The sequence below is a fragment of the Sulfitobacter sp. EhC04 genome (assembly GCF_001650875.1).
Classification (GTDB): Bacteria; Pseudomonadota; Alphaproteobacteria; order Rhodobacterales; family Rhodobacteraceae; genus Sulfitobacter.
Map to the genome: position 1 here is coordinate 215,800 of NZ_LXYI01000008.1, position 15,930 is coordinate 231,729.

At 55.1% G+C, this 15,930-nt stretch carries 13 protein-coding genes and 1 pseudogene; 2 read left to right on the plus strand and 12 right to left on the minus strand.

The genetic code is table 11. The annotated features are described in order from the left end of the window. Position 1 precedes the first annotated feature (1 nt). Both A8B82_RS03985 and A8B82_RS03990 read left to right on the plus strand, forming a co-directional pair. Positions 2–3,112 carry an efflux RND transporter permease subunit gene (locus tag A8B82_RS03985; RefSeq protein ID WP_067288482.1) on the plus strand — a complete coding sequence of 1,037 codons (3,111 nt, stop codon included), beginning with the start codon at positions 2–4 and terminating at the stop codon, positions 3,110–3,112. 547 nt (positions 3,113–3,659) lie between these two features. Beyond that, positions 3,660–4,673: a quinone oxidoreductase family protein gene (locus A8B82_RS03990; protein ID WP_067288485.1), complete on the plus strand. Its 1,014-nt coding sequence runs from the start codon at positions 3,660–3,662 to the stop codon at positions 4,671–4,673. Between the two features lie 205 nt (positions 4,674–4,878). On the opposite strand, the gene A8B82_RS03995 is transcribed toward A8B82_RS03990, so the two are convergent. The 12 genes and pseudogenes from A8B82_RS03995 to A8B82_RS04035 form a co-directional block, all read right to left on the minus strand. Then, positions 4,879–5,859, minus strand: coding sequence for a quinone oxidoreductase family protein (locus A8B82_RS03995; RefSeq protein WP_235604612.1), 981 nt, complete (start codon positions 5,857–5,859; stop codon positions 4,879–4,881). Between the two features lie 364 nt (positions 5,860–6,223). Then, complete coding sequence (locus A8B82_RS23840) at positions 6,224–6,646, minus strand: YybH family protein (RefSeq protein WP_138069660.1); 423 nt, start codon at positions 6,644–6,646, stop codon at positions 6,224–6,226. 185 nt (positions 6,647–6,831) lie between these two features. Beyond that, entirely contained in the window at positions 6,832–7,653 is an 822-nt protein-coding gene (locus A8B82_RS04000; protein ID WP_067288689.1) for a 2-keto-4-pentenoate hydratase, read from the minus strand. 109 nt (positions 7,654–7,762) lie between these two features. Then, on the minus strand, positions 7,763–9,073 hold the full coding sequence (locus tag A8B82_RS04005; RefSeq protein WP_138069661.1) for a TRAP transporter large permease: 1,311 nt from the start codon (positions 9,071–9,073) through the stop codon (positions 7,763–7,765). 13 nt (positions 9,074–9,086) lie between these two features. After that, the gene (locus A8B82_RS04010; protein WP_067288489.1) at positions 9,087–9,608 is read right to left on the minus strand and encodes a TRAP transporter small permease; all 522 of its coding nucleotides are present in this window, start codon (positions 9,606–9,608) and stop codon (positions 9,087–9,089) included. Continuing rightward, positions 9,605–10,636 carry a TRAP transporter substrate-binding protein gene (locus tag A8B82_RS04015; protein ID WP_082899119.1) on the minus strand — a complete coding sequence of 344 codons (1,032 nt, stop codon included), beginning with the start codon at positions 10,634–10,636 and terminating at the stop codon, positions 9,605–9,607. The genes A8B82_RS04010 and A8B82_RS04015 overlap by 4 nt, the downstream gene beginning before the upstream one ends. 418 nt (positions 10,637–11,054) lie before the next feature. After that, positions 11,055–11,189: pseudogene (locus A8B82_RS24405) on the minus strand (IS3 family transposase); the annotation flags it as partial. After that, positions 11,190–11,318 carry a hypothetical protein gene (locus tag A8B82_RS24655; protein ID WP_268873790.1) on the minus strand — a complete coding sequence of 43 codons (129 nt, stop codon included), beginning with the start codon at positions 11,316–11,318 and terminating at the stop codon, positions 11,190–11,192. Between the two features lie 73 nt (positions 11,319–11,391). Next, on the minus strand, positions 11,392–12,600 hold the full coding sequence (locus A8B82_RS04020) for an NAD(P)/FAD-dependent oxidoreductase (RefSeq protein WP_067288496.1): 1,209 nt from the start codon (positions 12,598–12,600) through the stop codon (positions 11,392–11,394). Positions 12,601–12,678: 78 nt separating this feature from the next. Beyond that, the gene (locus A8B82_RS04025; RefSeq protein WP_201120735.1) at positions 12,679–13,314 is read right to left on the minus strand and encodes a VOC family protein; all 636 of its coding nucleotides are present in this window, start codon (positions 13,312–13,314) and stop codon (positions 12,679–12,681) included. An 88-nt stretch (positions 13,315–13,402) separates the two neighbouring features. After that, complete coding sequence (locus A8B82_RS04030) at positions 13,403–14,572, minus strand: acetyl-CoA acetyltransferase (protein ID WP_067288499.1); 1,170 nt, start codon at positions 14,570–14,572, stop codon at positions 13,403–13,405. A 39-nt stretch (positions 14,573–14,611) separates the two neighbouring features. After that, the gene (locus A8B82_RS04035) at positions 14,612–15,793 is read right to left on the minus strand and encodes an alpha/beta hydrolase (protein ID WP_067288502.1); all 1,182 of its coding nucleotides are present in this window, start codon (positions 15,791–15,793) and stop codon (positions 14,612–14,614) included. Positions 15,794–15,930: the final 137 nt, after the last annotated feature.

Genomic DNA, 15,930 nt, shown 5'->3' on the forward strand with positions numbered 1-15,930 from the left:
CATGACCTTCAACCTTTCCGCGATCGCCGTGCGCGAACGTGCCGTCACCCTGTTCTTCATCCTGCTTCTGGTGGCCGCCGGCATTTTTGCCTTTTTCAATCTCGGGCGTGCTGAGGACCCCAGTTTCACCATCAAGACCATGACGGTCACGACGGCCTGGCCGGGCGCGACAGCCGCCGAAATGCAGGACCTTGTCGCCGAACCATTGGAAAAGCGGCTTCAGGAGCTGACCTGGTACGACAGGGTCGAGACCACCACACGACCGGGCTTTGCCTTTATGACGGTCACGCTCAAGGACTCCACACCGCCTTCTGTCGTACAGGAAGAATTCTACCAGGCGCGCAAGAAACTTGGCGATGAGGCCGGCAACCTGCCGAAGGGCGTTTACGGCCCCTTCGTCAACGATGAATATTCAGACGTCAGTTTTGCGCTATATGCGCTCAAAGCCGAGAGATTGCCGATGCGCGATCTGGCGCGACAGGCCGAGGCAATCCGCCAGGATTTGCTGCATGTCCCCGGAGTAAAAAAGATCAATATTCTCGGCGAACGACCCGAGCAGATCTTTGTCGAATTCTCCTATGCCAAGCTGGCCACACTCGGGGTCTCGGCCCAGGACATCGTCGCTGCCCTGCAACGGCAGAACAGCGTTACGCCGGCGGGCACGATCGACACTGCGGGGCCACGGGTCTTTATCCGGGTCGATGGCGCTTATGACAGCATTCAGACAATCGCCGACACGCCGATCGTCGCCGGTGGGCGAACGTTGAGACTATCCGACATCGCCGATGTGCGCCGCGGTTATGAAGATCCGCCCACATATCTCATCCGGCGGCAGGGCGAACCAACCATCATGCTCGCCGCGGTCATGCAGGAAGGTTGGGATGGGCTGGCGCTTGGCAAGGCGCTGGACGACAGGACCGACGCAATCGCCCGGACGCTGCCGCTTGGCATGACGCTCGACAAGGTCTCCGATCAGGCCGTCAACATCAATTCGGCGGTCAGCGAGTTCATGTTGAAATTCGCAATGGCGCTGAGCGTCGTTCTGATCATCAGCCTGATCAGCATGGGGTGGCGTGTCGGTATCGTCGTAGCGGCTGCGGTCCCGCTGACGCTCGCCGTGGTCTTCCTGATCATGCTGGAAACCGGCCGGTTTTTCGACCGCATCACCCTTGGCGCGCTGATTCTGGCGCTTGGCCTGCTGGTCGATGATGCCATCATTGCCATCGAAGTGATGGTGGTGAAGATGGAAGAGGGCATGGACCGTATCAAGGCGGCTGCCTACGCCTGGAGCCATACGGCTGCGCCGATGCTGTCGGGAACGCTGGTGACCATCGCCGGCTTTCTGCCGGTAGGCTTTGCGAGCTCGACCGCCGGGGAATATGCCGGCAATATCTTCTGGGTGGTGGGGTTTGCGCTCGTTGTCTCCTGGATTGTCGCGGTGGTCTTCACGCCCTATATGGGCGTCAAGATGCTGCCGGAGATCAAGCCTGTACCCGGCGGACATCACGCGATCTATGGCACCCCGAATTATCAGCGCCTGCGGCGGGTCATCGTCTTTGCCGTGCGTCACAAATTCGTCACCTGCACCATCGTCGGCATTGCCTTTGCGCTGTCGGTGATCGGGATGGGCGGGGTCGAACAGCAGTTCTTCCCGACCTCGGACCGCCCCGAAGTGCTGGTCGAAGTCCGCCTGCCGGAAGGGACCAGCATCGCGACCACAACGGCCACAACCGAAAAGCTCGAACAATGGCTCGAAGACCAGCCCGAAGCCAAGATCGTCACCAGCTATGTCGGCCAGGGCGCGCCGCGGTTCTTCTTCGCCATGTCGCCGGAACTGCCCGACCCGGCCTTTGCAAAGATCGTCGTTTTGACCCCGAATGCCGAGGCCCGAGATGCGCTGAAGCTCCGGCTGCGCGCGGCGTTGTCCGAGGGACTCGCGCCCGAAGCCTTTGTGCGCGCCACCCAACTCGTGTTCGGTCCCTATACCCCCTTCCCTGTCGAATTCCGGGTGTTGGGACCCGATCCCGACAAACTTTACGACATTTCGCAACAGGCACTCGACATCATGCGCGGCGTGCCTGACGTGCGCCAGGCCAACCGCGACTGGGGCGACCGGGTGCCCGTACTCCGCTTTGTTCCGGATCAGGATCGGTTGAACCTGATCGGTCTCTCGCCCGCCGAGGTGGGCTTGCAGCTTCAGTTCCTGCTCAGCGGCATTCCGGTGACGCAGGTGCGCGAGGACATCCGCAATGTCCCTGTGGTGGCGCGCAGCGCTGGCGAGGAGCGGCTGGATCCGAACCGGCTGGCGGATTTCTCGCTGATGAGCCGGGACGGCCAGTCGATCCCGCTTGATCAGATCGGTCATGCTGAAATCCGTCTGGAACAACCGATCCTGAAACGCCGCGACCGCACACCCTTCATCACGGTCCGTGCGGATATCAACGAAGCGACCCAGCCTCCCGAGGTATCCAAAGAGATCATGGCAGCCTTCCAACCGCTGATCGCAGCGCTTCCGACCGGGTATCGCATCGAAATGGGGGGATCCATCGAGGAAGCGACCAAGGCCAATACCGCGCTGGTCAAGGTCTTCCCAGTGATGATCGCCACCATGCTGATCGTCATCATGCTGCAGGTGCGTTCCTTCTCGACGATGACAATGGTCGTGCTGACCGCCCCGCTTGGCCTGGTCGGCGTGGCACCCATGCTGCTGGCCTTCAACCAACCCTTCGGTTTCAACGCCATACTGGGGCTGATCGGTCTGGCTGGCATCCTGATGCGCAACACACTGATCCTGACCGAACAGATCAAGGAAAACCGGATCGCCGGGCTTGACGGGTATCACGCTGTGATCGAGGCAACCGTACAGCGCACCCGGCCCGTGATCCTGACGGCACTGGCCGCTGTGCTGGCCTTCATCCCTCTCACCCACTCCGTCTTCTGGGGGTCAATGGCCTACACGCTGATCGGCGGGACGGCGGCCGGGACGGTACTGATCCTGCTGTTCCTCCCTGCGCTCTATACCATCTGGTTCCGTATTACGGCGACAGATAGCACAGATGTGGTCGGTCCGTTGGTCGCGCTTGATCTGCACAGGGAAATCGCTGCTGAATAGGCGTGCGAGCGGCGGTATTGAGCGTGTTGCAAGATGCCTGTGTCCTTTTGCAACCGCCCGCAGCCCGACCGCGGTCACCAGGCCAAGCATCATGGTCGAACATGACAGAGACAAGACTGAGCGACGAATGACAAAAGCACACCGGACATCATTGCAGGACCGTGGCCCCAATGGGGCGGCGCAGGCCCTGCGCGCATCTTTCTCCAGCGCCAGTTCTGCGATCTCGGCGTGCAGGGACATCACGTCGATCACCGGTACCGGCGTGGCCGTCTTGACATGGCCTTCTCCGCGCTCGCATCATCCGGCTGATGTTGTATGGGAAATCCACCTGTCCCAACCGTTCCGATTTCCGGAACGGCCTCTAGGGGGCAAAAAGCAGTGGCACCTTCTTGACGCGGAGAAGATAACAACTGCGTTGGATCGTTTTGGTGAAAATCAACAGCCCAACGCCCCTATGTCACGCCTCGTAGGGACAGACATTTGTTCTGGAACACCCGAGAAACTTTCCGCCTAGTACCGGATCACTGCCACATCAAAGGAGATCATCATGCCGAACCATGCCATACTGATATACGAGAACGGTGGTCCCGAGGTCATGCGTTTGGAAAGCGTTCCAGTCCCGGAACTCGCGCCAAATGAGGTGCTTGTGCATCATCAGGCGATTGGATTGAACTTTTCGGATATTAACGTTCGCCGGGGTGGTTTCTATAAAATGATCCGTAACGGGCTTGAGGTCTCTTTTCCTCTGGGTCTTGGCAATGAAGCCGCTGGAATTGTTGAGGCTGTCGGGGATGCGGTCACGGATTTCAAACCCGGTGACCCTGTTGCTTATGGCGGGATGCACGGTCAGTTCTTCGAGGATACCGGTGCCTATTGCACACGGCGCGCAGTTCCCGAGGATCGGCTTGTCTCAATTCCGGACGGAGTGAGTTTCGAAGAGGCCGCAGCAGTTCTCCTGAAGGGGAGTACCGCTTCGTTGATTATCAACAAGCTGCATACTCCCAATGCAGGTGACAAGATCCTGATCCATACTGCTGCCTCCGGTGTCGGCTCGTTGCTGTGCCAATGGGCCAACCACCTTGGCGCTACGGTTATCGGCACCGTGGGTTCACCTGCGAAAGCCGAAATTGCCAAGCAGAATGGGTGCCATCACATCATTTCTTACCGGGAAACAGATTTTGTCAAAGAGGTCGCCAGCCTTGCACCCGAAGGGCTGACAGCCGTTTATGACGGCGTTGGCAAGGATACGTTTCACGCGTCGATCCCTTTGTTGGGCCAGTTCGGGAAGGCCATCAATTACGGCAATGCTTCGGGTCCTGTTGCGCCGATCGACGTCCAGCTATTGGCGGTGCGTTCGCTCAGTGTGGCGCGCGCGGGCGTCACGGGGCATATCGGAACAAAAGACGCGCTGCGCAAGGTTGCAGCAGAACTCTTTGAGCTTGTACATAAGCGCGTTCTGCGACCACGAATTGAAAAGGTATATGACCTGAAAGACGCTGCTGATGCCCACAGGGATGCCGAAGCCGCACGTTATTCCGGCTCACTTATTCTAAAACCGTAACACAGCGTTCACAGGTTAATAAATTGATCGAACCGTGTCAGCACGGCTCGATTCCCTCTGAATATTGGACTTGAGAGCCGCCAAATTTCCGCCCACGTTCGACATCGCGGCCAGAGAATATATCTGGCAGAAAATCTTCACGCATGATGTTTGGTGACGGCTTCTTGGCTGGCGCTTTTCAAAGCGCCAGCCTTCGCAAATGGAATCAAGATCCAGGTATCAACACGATCTTTCCGAAGTGTGCGTTTGCGTCCATGTATCCAAGCGCCGACTTCGCGTCAGAAAGACCGAACGTGCGATCAAGAGGCAGGCCGAGACGCTCGGTTTGCAGCGCATCCCACAGATTTTCATGGGTGCGAAGTGCAATTTCACGGACTTCACTAACGGAGCGTGTTCGGAATGTAACACCACGGTATTCAATGCGCCGAAGCGCGTGCAGGTTGAAGTCAAAGTCCGACTGCGCGCCACCTAGGCGCCCGACATTGACAATGCGTCCGGAGATTGCGGTGCACTGCATGGACTGGTTAATCGTGTTGCCCGAGACCATGTCGACCACCAGGTCCACACCCTTGCCGTCTGTGGCGGCGAGTACGTCTTCAACCCATCCTTCTTGCTTGGCATCGACTGCCAGTGTTGCCCCGAATTCGGGCAAACGGTTACGACGGCCCTCATTCGAAGACGTCCCCGCGATGACGTTGGCCCCGATATGACGCGCAATTTGCATCGACATAAGGCCGACCGCAGAGCTTGCACCCTGTACTAGAATACTCTGCCCTTTGAGAAAGCCTCCGTTCAGGACGACAGCATCGTAGGCGGTCAATATCACAAGTGGCAGGCTGGCAGCACGCGATGCGTCCATCGTGCCGATCTTGACTGTGCGGGCATGGTCGGAGACGGCATATTCGGCATACCCACCACTGCCCGAGGCCATAACACGATCACCGGGTTTGAAATCCCGTACCGCTGAACCGACCTCGATCACTTCGCCGGCCCATTCCATACCAATCGGCTTTCCAAGCGACTCCTTGCCGCCATAGAGCCCTTTTGCCGCGACCAGATCCGCACGGTTCATGCCTGCCGCTTCGACCTTTACCAGAACTTCTTCGGCAGTAGGTTTCGGTCGCGCCACTTCCCGAAGTTCAATACCCTCTTCGGTCGCAACACCTGCGTTCATATTGGCGGTCATTCATATTCCTCTCGTTTTTCATTGATACTTCTCGCGAGAGGTCTTTGGGAAATGACATCTCGCACATGAATTCATAAGATCTAGGCGCTCATCAGACGCAGCTTTCAGATTCGCATTCTCCAGCTAAGGAAAGCACCATTTCGGACAGGCCGCGCTTGCACTCACGCGGCCCAGACTGATCCTATGTCTTCTTGTTGTTGTTAAATTAAGACGGCCAAAAACGCAGTCCCACACCAGAGGGACATTCAACCCCATAGAGCAGCAGACGACCTGATAATAGCCATGCTCACTGTCCATTCAGAGATGAACCGACGCATCTAACCAAACGGCAACCAAAACTGCCTTTTCTACTTTGTGATAGGGTTTAGGTTGGAACCGGCGGGCGTTCAGGAATTGGCGAAAAGTGATGCAGTAGAATAATCCAGCCGTCTGCCGGGTCGTTTTTTAGCACCAAGCTTGTCCGAAGTGTTGCATGAGTCACCCTGCCGTCATTCAGATGAAAGTCAAATTCGCCAAAACCCTGATAACTGACAGCGTTGTCTTCAATCGGCACAAAGGTCTGTCGCACAAGGCGTAAAGATGCTGCATTGAACATCTCGTTATACGTTTCGAAGTAACTTTTGATCCGATCCCGTCCGCAATAGTGTTCAGTCCTCCCGCCAAAAAAGACTGCATCGGCATGGTATATCATGCTTAGCGAAGCAGGAACCCACGGAAACGACGCGGCATTCCATTTTCGTTCCACTTCGCGGAGCGGTTCAAATTCGCGAGAAATTATGTCAGCCATTCATTTGCCTTTTCGGAGTCTTTAGAATTCTTATTTACGTCGAGACAAGACGTTGTAGGAGTGCCGGAAACAGCGCCAAAAAACAAAAATCGTGAAGTACGATTGTTTCACTCAAGCACTGGTTTTCAGGCAGTAGCGGAATTTCAGAATCAGCCCATTCGAGTGTTGTCAGCCACGCCGGACACCTAATCGAATTGCACCGACGCCTTCCCGAGACTCCCAAAGTCTGCAATTACCTTATCTCCGGGCTGAACCGACAGTGGAGCCATGCAAGTGCCTGTGGTAACGATCTGCCCTTTTTCCAGTGGGAGCCCCAGCATTCGAAGTTCATTTGCAAGCCAAAGCAAAGCGAGCCGCGGATCACCAAGAACATTGCTTCCAACGCCCTGAAACTCTGAACGCCCTTCGACTTTACCAGAGGCTTTGTGTTTAGAAAGGTCCAGGTCGCGCCAGTCAGTGTCAGTTGCTTGCCCTTCCACAAAAAAATGCCCGCAAGCGTTATCGGCAATCAACTGAGGCGCGCCTACCGAAGCGAAATCGACATATCGTGAATCAGGAACCTCGATTGCAGCATGAACAGTGGCAACTGCGTCCAGGACTTCGTCCAAGACAAATGGCTCATCTCTGGGGGCGAGGGTATTTCCCATGCGAAAGGCAAACTCGACTTCAGCGACTGCCATACGATTGGGACTGAATGGAATATTGCCGCCATCAGGCACAACTCGCTCGGACAAGATTCGGCCGGCCATCGGCCCGTCGACGCCGATGTGCCGCTGGCCTTCAACGCTTGTTGCGGCGATCTTCCAGCCATGAATTGGCAAGGCGCTACGCTTCGCGAAAATGGACTGAATAAAATATCCATCTTCGCGCGTAGCTGGCCGAGATCCGGCTGGTAACTCCTCCAATACTGACCCACTCGTCCAGGCACTGTGAAGAAGCGAAGATGCTTCGGTGGCGGCCGCATGGCTCAAGCCGGTACTGAGGTCGTTTGCACTCGGATTCTGCATTTCCAGCTCCAGTAGGTTATCTTTTTCAGTATGTTGGAACGGCGTGAGGTGCGGCTTGAAACTCCCCTGCCTGTATCCCAACGATCATGCATGCAAACCGTTTCACGGGTTAGTTCATAAGGAGATCGGGCAACCAATTCGCGATTTGCGGAAAGGTGACCAGAGCGATCACAAGCGCCAAATGTGCAAAGAGGAAGGGTAAGACACCCCGAATAATCTCAATCAGATCAATATCCGGCATCTGGGCTCGAATAACGAAGATGTTCATGCCGAGGGGTGGTGTGATCAATCCCATTTCAGCGACAACTACAATCAGGATACCAAACCAGACAGCGTTATATCCAAGGCTTTCGACAACCGGCAGAAAAACGGGCGCTGTAACAAGTATCATCGCCACAGTGTCCAGAAAACATCCCAGAACCAGATAGATGGCGACGATGACAGTAAGTATCAGCCAAGGAGCCAGCCCCCAGCTCTGGATGATGTCCACGATATGCACGGGAAGCTTTGACAAAGCGACGAACCGGCTGAACATCAATGCGCCCATGAAGATCAAGAACAGAATCGCTGTTGTGCGAATGGTTTCGTCCATGGCTTCGAACAGCTTTTGATAAGAAAAATCCGCAAAAAACACCGCGATAATCAGCGCCAATGCAGAGCCGACCGCAGCAGCTTCGGTGGGGCTGAACCAACCCAGATAGATCCCTCCGAGAGAAACCAGGAAAATCACTCCGATCTTCCAAATGCCTGCTCCCATACGCAAGCGTTCCGACAGCGTCAGCGGTTCGGCAGCATTCCCACCCAAAGAAGGATTGAAAGCGACCATCACCTTGACGACGACGATGCAAAACAGGGTCAGCAGAATACCGGGAATGAACGCCGCCGCGAACAGAGAGGGCACGCTTTCCTCGACCAGAAGTGCGTAGATGACGAGAATGACCGACGGTGGGATCAGAATGCCGATCGTACCTCCGGCAGCAACTGCTGCGGAAGCAAGCCGTGTTGAATAGCCGGCTGCGCGCATCTCCGGAATTGCTATGGGTGTCATTGTGGCTGCGGTCGCAACGGAGGAGCCGCAAATTGATCCAAACAAGGCGCAGGACACAATCGTAGCATTGGCCAGTCCTGCACGCGACCGCGATCCCATCATCGCCCGTGCTGCATCATACAGACCGGACGACAGGCCTGAGCGTGATGCAATTGCGCCCATAAACACAAACAATGGCACGACAGAGAGTGAGTAACCACGCAGCATTTCTGCCGGGATTGCGGACAATACAACAGACGTTCGCACTATCCCTTCATATCCGGCATATCCGACAAATCCGGTTACAAAAAGTGCAATTGCAACCGGAATTCGGATGGCAATCATGAAGATTAACAGAAGTGCGGCAACTACGCCCAGGAATTCAGGAGTCAAGATTACACCTATTTTATCGCTGATTTCGAAAATGGCTAAAGAATGTGGCCATTTGCTGTATCAAGTGCGCGCCGCAGAAAATGGTTGCCAGGGCAAAACCACATATTATGCCTGCCCAATACCATGTAACCGGTATGCCGATGTCGACCGTCGCGTCGCCCCAATCCAATACGTCTAGGTATTCTTCGATGGCCAGATGAGCCAACCAACCGAACACCACGAGGCTGATCAGGTTTGCGAACATCTTCAACGCGTCAGAAGTCTTTTTTCCAACGGCAAAATCAATGATATCTATGACGATATTCACATTGAACGCGGCAGCCAGGGCGATACCGAGAAAGATGAACCAGACCAGAGAGAGCTCTACAATCTCAATAACTCCGGTCATTGCAAACCCGACGAAGTTTCGAGCCACAACATCAAAAATCGTTATTCCGACCATTGCTAACAGCGCAACCGCGGTAACAACGCGAACCGCCAAAATGGCGATTCGCGCGAGTGGTTGCCTGACAATGGGATTTTCAGGCTCACTCATTCGGCGTTGGCCTCAGTCCGCACTTCTTTTGCGAGGCGCTGCATCAGCTCGTAGACCTCAGCGGCGGGCAACCCAGCCTCTTCACGTTCGGCAATCAGCTTGTCACGCACCCTTTCGGCCGCGTCTTCAAATGCCTTTCGCGCTTCGCCAGTAGGCGTGACAACATTCGCGCCGCCGTCCACCAGCATCTGCTTGCCAACTTTCGTGGTGGCGTCCCAGCGGGAACCAAGATCCTTCCCAAAACCATCTGGCATCGCATCGAACAAAACCCGCAGATCTTCGGGGATTTTCTCGTAGCTGTCTGGGTTCATGATCAAAGCAAAATTTGAAATGTAAGCATTCAGCTCAACTGCATCTGTAATCATCCCACCAAGCTTGAACGCAATGCCGGCCGAACCATGGTCAATCATCAGGCCGTCGATGACGTTCTTTTGCAGCGCTTCCGCCATCTCTGTTGAGGGAATACCAACAGCCGTAGCGCCCATTTCCTCAAGCCAGAGTTTTGCGGCTTCGGTGGGAAACCGCATGCGCAGCCCCTTCAGGTCGTCCGGCGTATTGATCGGATGGCCTTTGGTGTAAATTTGCGCTGGCGGGTTTGTTGTCATGAACAAGACTTTGACGCCGCGGTGCTCCGCGTCGAGATAGGTTCGCAGCTCGGGCTTGTTGACCAGCATGTTCCCTTGCACGGCGTTATCTACAAGAAAAGGAATGTCGATGAGCATCGCCAACGGGAACCGATCGCTTGTAGCGCCATCAAGGATAAGACCAATATCGACGGCCCCCTTGCGCACCATATCATAGTGCTTAGGCATCGAGCCCAGTTGCCCCGAGTGATAGGTCTCAATATCAATTCGGCCATCCGACCGCTCTTCGATCGAAGCTGCCCATTCGTCCAGATATTTGGACATGGGGTGACCCCCTGGAATCCAGTTACTAAGCCGCAGCGTGATTGGCTCTTCAGCCAACGCGACGCTAGCCGATAACGCTGTAACGGCAATCGCGCTCGCAATCTTGTTGAACAACTTCATCTTAATTCTCCCAAATTCATGCAAAGCCGCAAGTATTTTTAAGTTAACAAATATCTTGCCGACGCATATCCCCCCCCGATGGTACAAAACTTCGTTGCAGCGAGATACACTCCAAACCCTGGTCAGGTTTCCGCGTAGGGTAAGCTATTCTCTGCGCCTGCTGCTTGGGATTAGAGGGCCTCGCGCAAGACTCGGGTCACCTAACGTTGCCCGAAACCATAGACTTCAACGTGTTCGGCGAAAAGGAGTGGCTCAAGGTATACGTGAAACGCCGTAGCTGTTTCGTTGCTCAGTCATTAGACCACGGATGGCGGCCTTCCGCCAAGGGCCGAATGGGCGCGCTTTCGGTTGTAGAACTCGATCCACTGTCCGACGCCCGCTGAACCTGTCACATTTTTGTGCCGCTCCATGTGCTCGTTTAGGCGAGCTTTCGTTCGGAAGCGACGGCGCTTTTCCACCCAAGTGCTGAGTTTCTGCGTCGCGGATTTCTGAACCCGTTCAGGTATTCGAAGATGGCCATCTCCGCCTGCCACTGCGTTTCCCAAGACCGTCGTCAGGTGAACTCTGTCTTGGTCTCTACCAGATACGGGAAACCCTTGCGTGTCGGCAGGCAAGTGGTGCCTGCCGCCGAGACCCGGTTGGGGTGATCCACCTGCAACCCGCGCAGCGGATAGAGCCACATCTTGTGCCATTTCGCTGGGAGCCGCATGGCACGGTATGTAGCCCCCAATGCACCTGATCGGATAATCTTGAGGCTATGTTTGCAGCAACGCTTTCAGATTGGTCTCCAAATTGGAAACCAACTCTGGCACAGGTGATTTTCCGCTTTCAATCAAACGCTTGGCGACCATGTAGTCACGTGGAGCATTCAGGGCATCGACGGCAAGCAGCCGTTCTCCCTGATAATACCAGAACGATTTGCTGACGTTGTCCGTTGTCCGGGAAACAACACGGTCATATCCTTGGTTCAGCCCTGCAATCTGCAATTTGACATCATATTGGTCTGACCAGAACCAAGGTTTGGCCTCATACTCTTTTTCAGCGCCCATAACATTGTCTGCCACGCATTCAGATTGGTCGATCGCGTTTGGCACGCTTTCCAGCCGAACACGAGAGCCCTGATATGGGAAAGACGCACAATCTCCGGCCGCCCAGATGTTTGCATCCGATGTGCGCCCAAATTCATCAACGCGGACGCCGTTCTCAATCGCCAAACCGGCGTCTTCGGCCAGTTTGGTCGCTGGGGCCACGCCGATCCCCGATATCACAAAGTCGGCCTCCAGCTTGGAACCATCGGACAGCAGGGCACCTGTTACTTGCGTGTCTCCCAACAGCCGCGTTACGCCCACGCCTTCACGTATGTCGACCCCGTGCCCCTTGTGCAAAGACCGGAAGTAATCAGAGCTTTCTTTTGCCGCCACCCGCTGCAATATCCGCTCGGCCATTTCGACAAGAGTCACCTTCAACCCTGTTTTTGCCGCTACGGCAGCGGCCTCTAAGCCGATATATCCTCCGCCAATGACCAAAAGCCGCGCGCCGGGACGAAACGCTGGTTTCATCTGGTCGATATCTTTCAGTGTCCGTACGCAAAAGACATTCTGTAGTTCACCCCCACTGGCACGGGGAAGACGATGAGGTTTGGCACCAGTGGCCAGAACCAGGTCGGTGTAACTGTGCGTGTTTTCACCACAACGCACTGTTCTATTGTCACGGTCGATCGCCGTTACCGTCTGGTTGAGGCGGATATCAATGTTGTTGTCAAAATAGTATTTCTCTGGCCGTAGAAAAAGTCTCGGGCGCTCCATTTCTCCCTGAAGGTATTTTTTCGACAAGGGGGGACGCTGATAGGGTACAACAGGTTCTTCCCCGATCAAGGTGATTGACCCGTCAAACCCGTTGCCACGGAGCCGCGTTACAACAGAACAACCAGCCTGCCCTGCGCCGATGACGACGACATTCTTCATGCTTCAGCCTAATTCGAAGAAACGGGCGATCGTTCGCCCGTTTTTCTGGTTTTGAAAAGATGGTATGCTAACGGGCCGTCAGTGGCCCTCGCCAGCCAGGTTTCTCTCTGCACGACGCTTCTGAGCGAGTTCGACCATGGCTTGAACCACGTCCCGACCTTCTTCTTTTGCCTGCCGCTTTGCTGTTGTCCACAATTTGAAATCTTGCTCCGCGGTTTCGATATGGTTGTTCCAGTTTTCATCCAACGGAACAGTGATCTCCAGTCGAACCCCATTGGGGTCGAAGAAATAGATCGACAAGATGATCCCGTGATCGGTGGGCCCAACTACGTCAATGTCATTGGCCAACAGCCAATCGTACCATTGCATCAGGACATCTTTGGATTCTGCCTCGAGCGCAATGTGCGTGAAGACATCATAGGCCGGGTGTGTCGACTTTGCAGGAGCAGGCAGGCCTGGAGCCTCAAAGAAGGCAAAGGTTGATCCATCCTTCATCTTGAAGAATATGTGGAAATAGGGAAACTCGTCGCCGGTCGACGGGACGGAATCGTCGATGACCGTGCTGGCGATTTCCATACCCATGATGCGGGTGTAAAAATTATAGGTGGCCTCGACATCATGCGTCACCCAAGCAGCATGATTCAGCATCATTGGCGTCAGGCCGGGATTGCGGATTTCCGGAGCTTTTGACGGTTGAACATCAGTTTTGGACATAGTCAGTTCCTCAAATTTTAGGTCAGCGATATTTATGAAGAAGATAGGGATTTCCCTGAGAGGTATATGTCCCCCTTAGTGGGACCCTTTAGCGAATCCGCTCTAGAATGCTGGCATAGTTGGCGACTGCGGTGCCGCCCATGTTGAACACCCCTGCAAGCTTTGGATCACGGATCTGAATCGGGTCTGGCATCTCTTGGCAAAGCTGCATGGCGGCAATGGCGTGCATGGAAACACCGGTCGCTCCGACGGGGTGGCCCTTGGCTTTCAGGCCTCCCGACGGGTTCACGGGAAGTTTCCCATCCATATCAACAAGCCCGTCGCGAATGGCGCTCGCACCCTGTCCCGCCGGAACAAGGCCCATCGCTTCGTATTCGATCAACTCGGCAATGGTGAAACAATCATGGGTCTCTACAAAGGAAAGATCATCTAGGCTGGTGCCGGATCTGTCGAACGCGGTTTGCCAGGCGCGTGTGCACCCTTCCATCTTCAGGATATCGCGTCCGGACATCGGCAAATAATCGTTGCAGTGTGCCGTGCCACGAAACGCAACTGCACGCTGCATGGTTTGTGCGGTGTCCTGATTGGTAATCACCATGGCCACAGCGCCATCCGACACAAGAGAACAGTCAGTGCGCTTTAAAGGCCCGGCAACAAAGGGATTCTTTTCACTTTCCGTCCTGCAAAACTCATACCCGAGGTCTATTTGCATCTGCGCAAGTGGATTTGATGCCCCGTTTTTATGGTTTTTGGCCGCGATCCGCGCCAGAGCGTCCGACTGGTCGCCATACTTTTGGAAATACGCCGAGGCAATCTTGCCAAACACACCGGCAAACCCTCCGGCGATGTCGCCCTCTTCGGGAAGATATGACGCCCTTAGAAGGTTGTTTCCAACTTCGGGGCCTTTGGAGTCGGTCATCTTCTCGACTCCGACCACCAGAACCGTCTTGGCCTCACCCGCCGCGATGGATTTCAATGCCTGGTAGACTGCTGCGGAACCCGTGGCGCAAGCATTTTCAACTCGGGTGGCCGGCTTGAAGCGAAAGCCGCTGTCCGCTTGCAGCACAAGGCTTGCCGTAAAGCTTTGCTGCGAGAAGCCTGCGTTGAAATGGCCCAGGACAATCTCGTCGATATCCCCCGGTTCCAATCCGGCATGCTCCAGCGCACCCATTGCGGCGGCTTTGATCATGGTTTCAACTGTTTCATCGGCATGTTTGCCAAACGGCAAGTGATGCCAGCCAACGATTGCGGAATTCATGTGGTGCTCCTGTTCATATCTGCGGGGAGGTGTGCTGTTTCAGACATCGAACAACGAATGACTGCTCAACCAGCTCAACTGCTTCGCCACTACTTTTTCAAGGTGATCCGGTTGACCTGCATAATAGTGCGTGCCCCCCTCAATCACATGATAGGTCTTGTCCTCGCTTCCGGCGGCCGCATAGATTGAAGGTGTGTGATAGGGCGGCACCGCATCATCTGCGCTGTTTTCGATGGCCAGCAACGGCACTGAGATCTTGGCGGCATTGCGGACACCGTCAGCATTCGTGTCTTCAATTGACCATTGTGAAAGCCAGGCACGCAAGGTTGCAAAGCGACCCAATGCAACGGGCCCCGTATTGGCTGTTTCGGGGTTGCCGACGTAGCTCCACCTCGGCTTGCGGTCATTGGGGTCCAGCGTCGGATCCAAAAACCGTGGATCTGCAAAAGTGCGATGGGTCACGAAAGGACGTTCAAGCTCGGCGGTGCCGCGCGATTTCAGGTCATTAAGTGTCTCAAGAACGCGCGTGCGAATTTTATCAATCCTTGCGCGCTGCGCCACGCGGTAGGCCGCAATAAAATCGGCGCTGTAAGGCGGCTGGTTCGGATTGGCAGGGTTGTAAATGTCCAGTTCCGGATTCCTCTTGTCGGGATCGAACTCATCCAGAACTGACGGGTCGATATTATCCAGCAAAAGCTGCGCCCGTGAGATGTGAGCCGCCTGGAAAACCAGTGCGTCCGCCGGAATCAGCCCAGCTCCCTTGATATCTACAGGATCGCCTGCCGGGGTTTGCGTGATGGTCGGGCTTTCAGCCTGCGCCTGATACATCAACGTCAGCGAGCCGCCGCCGCTCCAGCCGACCAGCACTACTTTTTCATAACCAAGCACTTCCTTTGCGTGGCGTATGTAAGCACCCAGATCGAACAGGACTTTTTCAAGGATCAAGGCTGTATCGTTCTTTGCATAACGACTGGCCGCGCACAGGACATGAACGCCGCGTGCTGCCAAAGACCGAGGCACAGGCAGGAGTTGCAAAGTCGAAGCCGGATGCATGAAGATGCACAGCGTTTTTGAAGTGACACCCTTGGGCCGAATAAGAATTCCCTCTAGGTTCACTGCACCCTGGTTTCCGGCAAACCCGTAGGTCTCCTGAAACTGACTGCTCTCTTCGTACTGAATGTGAAGCCAGTTGAATTCAAGTTCAAACGGTTCCTGATACATCGTCGCTCCTGCCTGAAATTTCCAAGTTTGACGTTACTCTGCCCAGTGAAACCACTGGTCACCCACGATAGGGACAATCTCTGTCCCTTCTCACAGGTTCATGCCCAAACATCTGCGCATCTATTCTACCCCTATCC